The sequence below is a fragment of the Enterococcus sp. DIV1758 genome (genome assembly GCF_051711985.1).
GTDB lineage: Bacteria > Bacillota > Bacilli > Lactobacillales > Enterococcaceae > Enterococcus > Enterococcus faecalis.
Map to the genome: position 1 here is coordinate 832,248 of NZ_JBIOOA010000001.1, position 11,186 is coordinate 843,433.

At 37.7% G+C, this 11,186-nt stretch carries 10 protein-coding genes; 7 read left to right on the forward strand and 3 right to left on the reverse strand.

Going from position 1 to position 11,186, the window contains the following annotated elements; genetic code table 11:
* Position 1: 1 nt before the first annotated feature.
* The 4 genes from IGJ52_RS04195 to ileS all read left to right on the forward strand — a co-directional run bounded on the left by IGJ52_RS04195 (position 2) and on the right by ileS (position 5,012).
* Entirely contained in the window at positions 2-259 is a 258-nt protein-coding gene (locus tag IGJ52_RS04195) for a YggT family protein (protein WP_002355902.1), read from the forward strand.
* A gap of 26 nt (positions 260-285) precedes the next feature.
* A complete protein-coding gene (locus IGJ52_RS04200; protein WP_438791930.1) occupies positions 286-1,068 on the forward strand; it encodes an RNA-binding protein in 783 nt (260 codons plus the stop codon).
* A gap of 151 nt (positions 1,069-1,219) precedes the next feature.
* Positions 1,220-1,921, forward strand: a complete 702-nt coding sequence (gene divIVA, locus IGJ52_RS04205) for a cell division protein DivIVA (protein ID WP_002355904.1) — start codon at positions 1,220-1,222, stop codon at positions 1,919-1,921.
* A 310-nt stretch (positions 1,922-2,231) separates the two neighbouring features.
* On the forward strand, positions 2,232-5,012 hold the full coding sequence (gene ileS / locus IGJ52_RS04210; RefSeq protein ID WP_421503604.1) for an isoleucine--tRNA ligase: 2,781 nt from the start codon (positions 2,232-2,234) through the stop codon (positions 5,010-5,012).
* A 51-nt stretch (positions 5,013-5,063) separates the two neighbouring features.
* Here the strand turns inward: ileS and zwf are convergent, their stop codons facing one another.
* From zwf to IGJ52_RS04225, 3 genes are all read right to left on the reverse strand, one after another.
* On the reverse strand, positions 5,064-6,587 hold the full coding sequence (gene zwf, locus IGJ52_RS04215) for a glucose-6-phosphate dehydrogenase (RefSeq protein WP_002358895.1): 1,524 nt from the start codon (positions 6,585-6,587) through the stop codon (positions 5,064-5,066).
* Entirely contained in the window at positions 6,587-7,255 is a 669-nt protein-coding gene (locus IGJ52_RS04220; protein WP_061100738.1) for a metal-dependent transcriptional regulator, read from the reverse strand. Before IGJ52_RS04220 ends, zwf begins: the two co-directional genes overlap by 1 nt.
* A 171-nt stretch (positions 7,256-7,426) precedes the next feature.
* Positions 7,427-7,795, reverse strand: a complete 369-nt coding sequence (locus IGJ52_RS04225) for a DUF4828 domain-containing protein (RefSeq protein WP_002355908.1) — start codon at positions 7,793-7,795, stop codon at positions 7,427-7,429.
* A 198-nt stretch (positions 7,796-7,993) separates the two neighbouring features.
* On the opposite strand from IGJ52_RS04225, the gene sfsA reads away from it, so the two are divergent.
* The 3 genes from sfsA (at position 7,994) to IGJ52_RS04240 (ending at position 11,157) form a co-directional block, all read left to right on the forward strand.
* Positions 7,994-8,725, forward strand: coding sequence for a DNA/RNA nuclease SfsA (gene sfsA / locus IGJ52_RS04230; protein ID WP_438791931.1), 732 nt, complete (start codon positions 7,994-7,996; stop codon positions 8,723-8,725).
* A gap of 105 nt (positions 8,726-8,830) precedes the next feature.
* Complete coding sequence (locus tag IGJ52_RS04235) at positions 8,831-9,829, forward strand: Gfo/Idh/MocA family protein (RefSeq protein WP_002383416.1); 999 nt, start codon at positions 8,831-8,833, stop codon at positions 9,827-9,829.
* A gap of 26 nt (positions 9,830-9,855) precedes the next feature.
* Positions 9,856-11,157 carry a DEAD/DEAH box helicase gene (locus IGJ52_RS04240; RefSeq protein WP_002383417.1) on the forward strand — a complete coding sequence of 434 codons (1,302 nt, stop codon included), beginning with the start codon at positions 9,856-9,858 and terminating at the stop codon, positions 11,155-11,157.
* Positions 11,158-11,186 lie beyond the last annotated feature (29 nt).

Here is an 11,186-nt window from a genome sequence, read left to right on the forward strand (position 1 = left end):
ACTGATTACTCTATTATACAAAGGCGTTCAAATCTATTCAGGATTACTAGTGATTTACGCGCTACTTTCATGGTTTCCAGGAGCATATGATTCTGCTTTCGGGCGTTTGCTCTCTAGAATTTGTGAACCATACTTAAGTTTGTTTGACCGTTTGAATTTAAGGATTGGAATGGTTGGATTTAACGTAATGGTAGGGATTATTGTCCTTAACCTAGCAGCGGGTGGCTTAGCAGTCATTTTACGAGCTATTGTTTATTAATAACTTTTAGAAAGGATGATTTATCTATGAACGCAAATGTGTATCAACATTTCCGCAAAGATGAACATCCTTTTATTGACACTGTCGGGGATTGGCTAGAGCAAGTGGAGATGCAATACGCGCCTTATTTGACAGACTTTCTTGATCCTAGACAGGCGTATATTTTGGAAACGTTGATTCGACAAAACAGTGATTTATCGTTTACTTTTTATGGTGGTTATGAGCAAGCAGAACGAAAACGCTGCTTGATTTATCCAGCGTATTACATACCAGAAGAGACAGATTTTGGTGTTGTATTATTTGAAATTATTTATCCATCTAAATTTGCGACATTATCTCATGGGAAAATTTTAGGCACCTTGATGAATGTTGGGGTTCGTAGGGAAGCCTTTGGAGATATTATTTCCGATGGTGATAAGTGGCAGGTTTTTATAGCACAACAAGTAGCTGGCTTCGTTGTTAACCAAGTCGACAAAATTGGTAAAATTACTGTTCGCTTAGAAGAGCGGGATTATACACAAATTTTGATACCGAAGGATGGTTGGCAAGAAGAGCGAACGACTATGAGCTCTTTGCGGCTGGATAGTGTAATTTCCGCCGTATTTAATATTTCAAGGCAGCGATCAAAACAATTGATCGAATCTGGTAAAGTAAAAGTCAATTGGACAGAAACGACACGACCAGATTTTGCCTTAGACTTATTAGATATTGTTTCGATACGAGGATTTGGGCGCCTTCAGATTCAAGAATTAGAAGGAAAAACAAAGAAAGAAAAATTTCGTGTCCTCTTAGGGGTATTGAGAAAATAATCTCGAACTTTTGTTTAAGAAAACCATTTTGGCTGTTCATTCAGACGAAGTTGTGTATAATAAAAAAAGTAAGATATTTGCTATTTCAGGATTAGTATGAGAATGTGTTCATAAGAGGTTTTACAAAAATAATCCAAAGAGGTGAAGGAATATGGCATTAACTCCATTAGATATTCAAAACAAAGACTTCTCAACAAAAATGAGAGGCTATAACCAAGACGATGTAGATGACTTTTTAGATCAAGTCACACGTGATTATGAAGATGCATTACAAAAAAATCGTGAACTTGAGAAATCATTAAAACACGCAGAAGAAAAATTACAATACTTCAATGAATTGAAAGATGCATTGAATCAATCAATTATTGTTGCACAAGATACCGCTGATAAAGTGAAATCAAGTGCCAATAAAGAATCAGAAATGATTATCACTTCGGCAGATAACCAAGCCAAAGAAACCTTGGTAGAAGCTGAACGTAAATCAAATGCAATGATTGCAGATGCTGAAGCGAAATCAACACAAATCTTAGCAGAAGCAATTGAACGTGCCCGTCAATTAGCTGGGGAAACAGAAGACTTGAAGAAGAAAACACGTGTCTTCCATCAACGCTTAAGCTTAATGCTTGAAACTCAATTAGAGCAAGTAAAGAGTGAAGAGTGGGAAGAGATTTTAAAGCCTTTTTCTAGTTATGTCGGAGACAAACATACAGCAGTTAAGGAAATTCTTGATGAACAAGACCTTGACAACGAAAATGAAACTGTTGTAAACTCTGAAGAGAACACAGATGCTGTAGTAGAAAAAAAGCCTGTAATTGAAGTCACTGAAGAAACAATTGAAGAAGAATCAAAATAGATAGAACAGAACGTTTAATGTTTATTCTTAGCAGCGAGTCAATGATAGTGAAAGTTTGACAGACACTGGCATTAAACAGATCCTCTATCCTAGATGCAGTTCTGAACACTTGAGTAGGAACTGCCGGATAATTACCGTTATCAATTTCAGAGAAAGTAGGGGCAACTCTACTTTGAATTTGGGTGGTAACACGAGTACTTCGTCCCTTGGGATGGAGTACTCTTTTTTTATCTACTTTTATCAGCTATCGTTCATCTTTAGTATGAACTAACACAATTAAATCGATAAAATGAAAGCGAGGCAAATGCATATGAAAATGAAAGAAACATTGCAATTAGGAAAAACAGCTTTTCCAATGCGTGGGAACTTGCCAAACCGTGAAGCAGAATGGCAAAAAGACTGGGAAGAAAAAGGCTTATATGAACAACGTCAAAAATTAAACGAAGGAAAACCAACCTTTGTTTTACATGATGGCCCTCCGTATGCAAACGGAAATATTCATTTAGGACATTCTTTGAATAAAATCAGTAAAGATATTATTATTCGTTCAAAATCAATGTCTGGTTTCCGTTCTCCTTATGTGCCTGGTTGGGATACCCATGGTTTACCAATTGAGCAAGTGTTAACCAATAAAGGAGTTAAACGTAAAGAAATGACTGTCGCTGAGTATCGCGAAAAATGTAAAGAGTATGCCTTATCACAAGTCGACAAACAACGTAACGATTTTAAACGTTTAGGTGTGTCAGGTGATTGGGAACATCCATACATTACGTTAGATCCAGAGTATGAAGCAGCAGAAATTCGTGTTTTTGGTAAGATGGCAGAAAAAGGCTATATTTATAAAGGCTTAAAACCAATTTATTGGTCTCCTTCAAGTGAATCTTCTTTAGCAGAAGCAGAAATTGAATACAAAGATGTAAAATCACCTTCTATTTACGTAGCTTTTAATGTGGCCGATGGTAAAGGTCTTTTAGATAACGAGACAGCCTTCGTAATCTGGACGACAACCCCTTGGACATTACCAGCCAACTTAGGTATTTCAGTTAATCCTGATTTTACGTATGTTGAAGTGAAGGCAGACGGTCGTAAATTTGTAATTGCTAAAGATTTATTATCAACAGTTAAAGAAGCGATTGGTTGGGAAGAAGTAGAAGTCTTGCGAGAATTTTCTGGTGAAAAATTAGATCGTATGACAGCTCAACATCCATTCTATGATCGAACATCACTTGTTATGCTAGGCGACCACGTGACGCTAGATGCCGGGACTGGCTTAGTTCATACCGCACCAGGACATGGGGAAGATGACTATATTGTTAGCCGTAAATATGATTTACCTGTTATTTCTCCTGTTGACAGCCGTGGGGTCTTTACAGATGAAGCACCTGGTTTTGAAGGAATTTTCTATGACAAAGCGAATCCAATGATTACTGAGTTATTAGAAGAAAAAGGCGCGTTATTAAAATTAGATTTCTTTACGCATAGTTATCCACATGACTGGCGTACCAAAAAACCAGTTATCTACCGTGCAACGCCACAATGGTTTGCTTCAATTTCTAAATTCCGTCAAGATATTTTAGATGAAGTTGAGAAAGTTGACTGGCTAATTCCTTGGGGAAAAACACGTTTGTATAATATGATTCGTGACCGTGGTGATTGGGTAATTTCTCGCCAAAGAGCGTGGGGTGTACCATTACCGATCTTCTATGCTGAAAATGGGGAAGCCATCATTACGCCAGAAACAATTGAACATGTAGCGAATTTATTTGCAGAACATGGATCAAATATCTGGTTTATGCGTGAAGCAAAAGAGTTACTACCAGCAGGCTTTACACATCCAGGTTCACCAAATGGCGAGTTTACCAAAGAAACAGATATCATGGACGTTTGGTTTGACTCAGGTTCTTCACATGAAGGAGTTTTACGAGAAAGAGAAGAGTTAACTTTCCCAGCAGATATGTATTTAGAAGGTTCTGACCAATATCGTGGTTGGTTTAACTCAAGTATTACAACAAGTGTTGCTATCAATGGGGTAGCGCCTTATAAATCAATCATTTCTCAAGGGATGGTTCTCGATGGCGAAGGCCGTAAGATGAGTAAATCGTTAGGCAATACCATCTTACCTGAAAAAGTTATTAACCAAATGGGGGCAGATATCTTACGCTTGTGGGTAAGTAGTGTTGACGCGGAAGCCGATGTGCGTGTCTCAATGGATATCTTAAACCAAGTATCTGAAGTGTACCGGAAAATCCGTAATACTATGCGTTTCTTGTTAGCGAATACGAGTGATTTTAATCCAGCTGAGCATACTGTAGCTTATGCTGATTTACGTTCTGTAGATAAATACATGACGGTTCGTTTAAATCAAGTCATTCAAGAAATCCGTGAAAATGGTTATGAAAAATATAATTTCATGCATATTTATCGGACGGTTATGAACTTCTTAACGGTAGATTTATCTTCTTTCTATTTAGACTTTGCGAAAGATGTCGTTTATATTGAAGCTGAAAACGATTATCAACGTCGTTGTATGCAGACTGTTTTCTATCAAACATTGGTTTCATTAACAAAATTATTGACACCAATTATTCCACATACAGCGGAAGAAATTTGGAGTTTCTTACAAGAAGAAGAAGAGTATGTGCAATTAGCTGAATTCCCAGGTTACGAAACGTTTACTAATGAAGAAGAATTGATGGATACATGGGCAGCCTTTATGGATTTCCGTGACAATGTCTTAAAAGCGTTGGAAGAAGCTCGTCATTCTAAATTAATCGGTAAATCGTTAGAAGCTAAAGTGACCGTTTATCCAAATGAACAAATTCGTCAATTAATGACAGCTGTTGATGCAGATATTGCTCAATTACTAATTGTTTCCGACTTTGAAGTATCAAAAGAAGTAGCACCTAGTGAAGCTGTTCAATTTGAAGACATGGCTATTTTAGTTGAAAAAGCAGAAGGCGAAACGTGTGACCGTTGTCGTTCCGTTCGTCAAGATGTCGGCTCAGATGAAAAATTACCAACACTTTGTGGCCGTTGCGCACACATTGTTGAAGAAAATTATCCAGAAGCGGTTGCTGAAGGATTCGAATAAACAAGAAAAAAGATCCGCTAGTCGTTAACTAGCGGATCTTTTTTGGCTTATTTATTGCTCAAGTTGCCCGCGGTCACGGTACCAGTTATCTGGTTGCCATTCCCAAGTAAAGCCATCTTTTTCTAATAAGTCGAAAGCAGCTTGCGGGCCCATTGTGCCAGCGGCATAATTAGGGAAAGAAACGTCTGTTTTATCCCAAGCATGTCGAATAATGTCAACAATGCGCCAAGATTGGGCAACTTCGTCCCAATGAGAGAAGTTTGTACTATCGCCATTTAGGCAGTCTAATAGAAGTTTTTCATATGCTTCTGGACTATTTTCAGTCATTTCAGCACTTTGACGGAAATCAAGTTTCACTGGAGTTGTATTGAACCCTTGACCGATTTCTTTTCCATTTAAGGTTAATGAAAATCCTTCAGTTGGTTGGATATAGATAGTTAAAACATTCGGTGGTAAATCGGTTTTATCGCATTCTTCACACGTATCATCTTTAAAGACATTAATAGGTACTTGTTTAAAGACGATGTTAATGCGTGTACCTTTTTCAGTTAATCGTTTACCTGTGCGAACATAGAAAGGGACGCCAGACCAACGGAAATTATCAATTAAAAATTTACCAGCAACAAAAGTTTCAGTGGATGAAGTTTCTGCCACATTCGGTTCATCACGATAGGCTGCAAATGTTTGATCAGCTAGCTGACCTTCGCCGTATTGTCCACGCACGAAATTTTGAAGGGCTTCTTCTTCAGAATAAAGGCGGATGGCACGTAAAGCTTTTACTTTTTCAGTCCGAATTTCTTTTTCAGAAAAGGCAACAGGAGGCTCCATAGAAAGCAAAGCAACGACTTGTAAAATATGATTTTGAACCATATCTTTTAGTGCACCACTGTGGTCATAATAGCCGCCACGATCCTCGACACCTAAGCTTTCAGCGAAGGTGATTTGGACATTATCAATGTAACGATTGTTCCATTGTGATTCAAAAATATTATTGGCAAAACGAATGGCTGAAATATTTTGGATCATTTCTTTGCCTAAGTAATGGTCAATTCGGAAAATATCTTGTTCAGGAAATGCAGCACGAATTTCTTCATTTAATTCGTAGGCAGATTCATAATCAGAACCAAATGGCTTTTCGATAATTAGTCGATCAAAGCCTTCTTCCGAAATAATATGTTGTGATTTCAAGTGATTAACAATGGTTCCAAAGAATTGAGGGGCCATAGCTAGATAGTAAACATGATTACCTTCTAAGTGGTATTGTTCATTTAGGCGATCAGATAATTCTTTTAAGGTATTATAATGTTCCGTATCATTCACATTATGTGATTGGTAATAGAAATGACTAGAAAATTCAGTTGCCTCTTCGGCCGTGGGATTTAAGTCTTGAATGGTTTCACGAACGATTTCACGATAGTATTCGTCTGTCCATTCCCGACGTGCGGTACCAATCACCGCAAAACGCTCAGCTAATAATCCTTTTTTATATAAGCGGAACAGGGAAGGATACAATTTACGTTTGGCAAGATCACCTGTCCCCCCGAAAATAGTAAATAATGCTACTTTTTCATTCATTAGTTTTCCTCACTTTCTCTAATCAACGGCTCAACAAAAATTGTGTTTGCTGCTTTAAAGCTGACGGATAATTCTTTATTTTCATTACAAATGGTGATCGGTCCTTCATATGCAGCAATCTCTTTAATCGTATATTCTTCTTGAATATTTAAATCAATGGAAACTAAATAATCCAGTAATTCTTTTTCGTCTAAGACACGTGCAATCCGAATTTTTGTGCCAACAGGGTAGTCTGTTAACGTTTGGCGTTTCTCCTCATGAATGGGTTGATTATCTTCGGGAATAACACCACCGTGTGGACAAAATTCTGGATGATTTAAATAATCCGCTAAACGGTTCACAAGTGTTTGTGAAGTAACATGTTCTAAAACTTCTGCCTCTTCGTGCACATCATTCCAAGTGTAATTTAAGTGCTCTACTAAAAAGACTTCCCAGATTCGGTGTTTGCGAATTAACGTACTCGCTTTTTTTAAGCCTTTTTCAGTTAATTGTACCCCTTGATAAGGAGAATGCTCAACCAAATCTTCTTTTACTAACTTTGAAATCATCTCACTAACCGAAGCTGCCGAAACATCGAGTCCAGAAACAATTTGTTTATTATTCACTTTAACTTCGTCGCCACCTAATTCAAAAATTAATTTTAAATAGTCTTCGCGATTTGGTGTCATAGGGGCTCATCCTTTCAAAAAAACATCATCCTAAGTTTATCAGAAAAAGGCGCATTTGACTATTTAATAATATTCAAGTTGTAAGAAAACTTTCTGAATGCTTTTGCAAGGGATGTAAAAAAATAAATCACCCACTGCACATACTTCATTTTATGTGTCGTGGGTGATTTATTAATTGTAAATGGCCCGTTCTAGTGTGTAGGTTTCGTCGTCGGCTTCATCGTAAAGCGTCGCAGGGACACCATTTTCACATTGAATGATTAAATGGTAACCTAACTTGTCTAAGATAACTAAGCGTTTAGGGGTTAATTCAACAAGCAAGGCATGCGTTTGTTTGCCATCAATGAAAACATTGAAAGATGAGGTGATTTCCAAGGTGTGTTGCGTGGCTTTCTTCACGTCTACAAACCACCAATGTCCAGTATAGTTGTGTTGAAGCTCCTGTGGGGAAGGGAGCTGTTTATTTTTTTTCCAGAGGATAGAGCCTGCTAATCCAGTAAGTAAAGATGCACCAACCAAGAAAGTCCAATGTTTTTTCAAAGAAATTCCTCCTAACCTTCATTTTCATTTATTCGTCTTCGTTACCTTTATTATATAGAACTTGTCTAAAATATTCGACTAAATCGCTGAGAATTGACAAATATTTAATGATTGACACAAGATAGTAAAATTGTTGGTTTTGGTCTATACTTTTCCTTGTTTTTTTATGGTATAGTGTGTAAGAAAGGAAGTCTGTGTATGAAGTACCCGAATGTCCAACTTGCTTATTTTATCGAACGACCCAATCGGTTTATTGCACACTGTCGTTTAATGGAAACGAATGAAGAAGTGGTCACACATGTCAAAAATACTGGCAGAGGGAAAGAAGTTTTTTTACCAGGTGCTATTGTGGCGCTTAGTTATCAACCATCGCCTAAAAGAAAAACAGATTACGATTTGATTGCAGTAAAAAAAGGTTCTTTTTGGATTAATATTGATAGTCAAGTACCGAATACATTAGTCAATGAAGCGTTAAAAAATGGTCAAATTGTGCTTCCTGGTTTAGTTGGTACGATCCAAACTGTTAAACGTGAGCAACGATTTGCACATTCAAAATTTGATTTTCTAGTGGAAACGGATGCGGACGAACAAGCTTTTGTCGAAGTGAAAGGCATGACTTTAGAAAATAAAGGCATCGGTGCTTTTCCTGACGCGCCAACACTTCGTGGCTTGAAGCATGTCACTGAACTAATGGCTGCAACTAAAGCGGGTTACCGCTGTTACATTTTGTTTGTGGTCCAATTTGAAGAAATTAAGCAAGCAACGATTCACCAAGAGATGCAACCCGCCTTTGCTAAAAATGTGGGTGCTGCAATTGATCAAGGTGTGCAAGTCCTTGCTTACAATTGCCACGTAACACCAGCAACGATTGAACTTAAGTCACAGGTAACCTTTGATTTATTACAGGCATTTGATGATCCTAATAAATAACTTGAAGAACTCCTAGCGCTTTAAGGCAGGGTAATTACGTGACTTTTGTACGAGAGATTACTATTATAAAGAGAGTAAATAAACAAAAAATGGAGGTTTTTGATTATGATACATTTAGGCGTAATTGGTACCAATTGGATTAGTCATCAATTTGTTGCAGCAGCTTTAGAAACGGGTGCGTACGATTTAACGGCTGTTTATTCTCGGAAACTAGCAACGGCACAAGAATTTGGTTCTCGCTATGGGGATGTGGAATATGCAATTGATTTAGAGACGTTTTTTGGTATTGCACATATGGATACGGTTTATATTGCCTCACCAAATTCATTACATTTTGAACAAGCGAAACAAGCAATTTTAGCGAAAAAAAATGTAATTGTTGAAAAACCAGCTTTTTCAACGCCTGATGAGATGGCAGAAATTATTGAATTAGCGAATAAAAATCGTGTGTATTTCTTTGAAGCGGCCCGTAATATTCATGAGCAAAGTTTCCAAAAAATTGCTGAATTATTGCCATTAAAAAACCAAATTTTAGGTGCGAATTTTACGTATATGAAATATTCTTCTCGCTATGATCAAGTATTAGAAGGCAAAGAGCCAAATATTTTTTCTCCTCATTTTTCTGGGGGAGCCTTAGCAGATTTAGGCGTTTATTTAGTTTATGCAGCCTTAGGTTGGTTTGGCGTACCAAAGGAAAGCCATTATTTTGCTAGTAAAATTGCGACAGGTGTCGATGGCTTAGGAACAATTATTTTACGTTATGATCAGTTTGACGTGACGTTAAATACTGGGAAAATTAGTGATTCTTTTGCGCCATCCGAAATTTACTTTGAAAACGGGACCTTGATTTTAGACAGTGTCAATGCTATTTCTTCGGCTGAGTACCATGATCGCGCACATGAAGAACGTGATGTCTTAGATATTCAAGTAGCCGATAATCCAATGATTGAAGAAGCTCGTGATTTTGCAGCAGTTTTAAATAACCCAACAGATAAGTATTGGGGCACCAAGTATGAAGAATGGGTTGAGCTTGCTCGAAATGTCAATAAAGTAGTCACTGATTTACGTCATAGTGCCGGCATTATTTTTGATGCTGATAAATAAGAATTAAGCGATAGGAAAGGAACAATATGAGATTTTTAGAACAACTTCCAGAGGCTTGGCAAGAACAGTGGCAAGCTTCTGGCTTTAACGAACCATCAACAATTCAAGAAAAAAGTTTTACGCCCCTTCGCGAAGGAGAAAATGTTTTAGGAATTTCGCCGACAGGAACTGGAAAAACACTTGCTTATATGCTGCCTTTACTCTTAACTGTTGAAAAAGGACAGGGAAATCAATTGTTGATTATTGCTCCGTCTCAAGAATTAGCTATGCAAATTGCTGAAGTTGCTCGGACTTGGGCTAAGCCACTTCAATTAACGGTTCAAACGTTAATCGGCGGGGCAAATGTTTCACGCCAGATTGACAAGTTAAAAAAACGTCCCGAAGTGTTAATCGGAACGCCAGGTCGGATTTTAGAGTTAATGAAGAACAAAAAAGTCAAAGCTCAGTTGTTAAAAACAATTGTAATGGATGAAGTTGATCAACTTTTCCAAGAGGAAGAGCTAAGTTTAACCAAGCAAATTTTGACACACACACCAACCGAATACCAACTTGTCTTTTATTCAGCGACTGCTGATCGTGTCGTGAATCAAGCGCAATCTTTAAGTCAAAAATTACAGGTGATTGATGTGACGGAAGAAGATACTTCAGCAGGTCAAGTCGCCCACTACTTTATTCGGTTAGCACCAAGAAAAAAAGCTGATTACTTACGTCGTTTGGCCCATACAGAAGCATTCAGAAGCATGGTCTTTTTCAATCAAGTTGCTGATTTAGGTGCAGCAGAAGAAAAATTAGTTTATGAGAATGTGCCGGCTATTGGTCTGGCTTCAGATCAAAGTAAACAGTTGCGTAAATTGGCGATCGATCAATTTAAAGCAGAACGAGTGAAGTTGTTATTAACCACGGATATTGCGGCACGGGGCTTAGATTTCACTGGGGTCCCTTACGTCGTAAACGTAGATGTTCCTTTAACCGAAGAGAGCTATATTCATCGTTCTGGTCGCGTTGGCCGGATGGGTGCACAAGGGGCAGTGATTACGTTTATCAACGATGGCACCAAAAGGGATTATCAACGTTTGATGAAACAATTGGCCATTCCTTATCAGGAAATCTTTTTATATGATGGTGCACTTCATGAGCAGCCAAAAGCCAAAGATGAACTAGAAAAAAAGAACGTAGTCAAAGATACGTCTTCAGAAAAAAAGAGTACGAAAGAAAGAAAACCAGAAACAGTAAATTCTGTTGTCAAAGAACCACAAGAAACACGCAAAAAGAAGAAAAACAAAAAGAAAAACACGAAAAATAAAGGAGCTCGTAAAGCGAAGAAATAACGCTTTACGAGCTTCAAGCAGAACGTTGT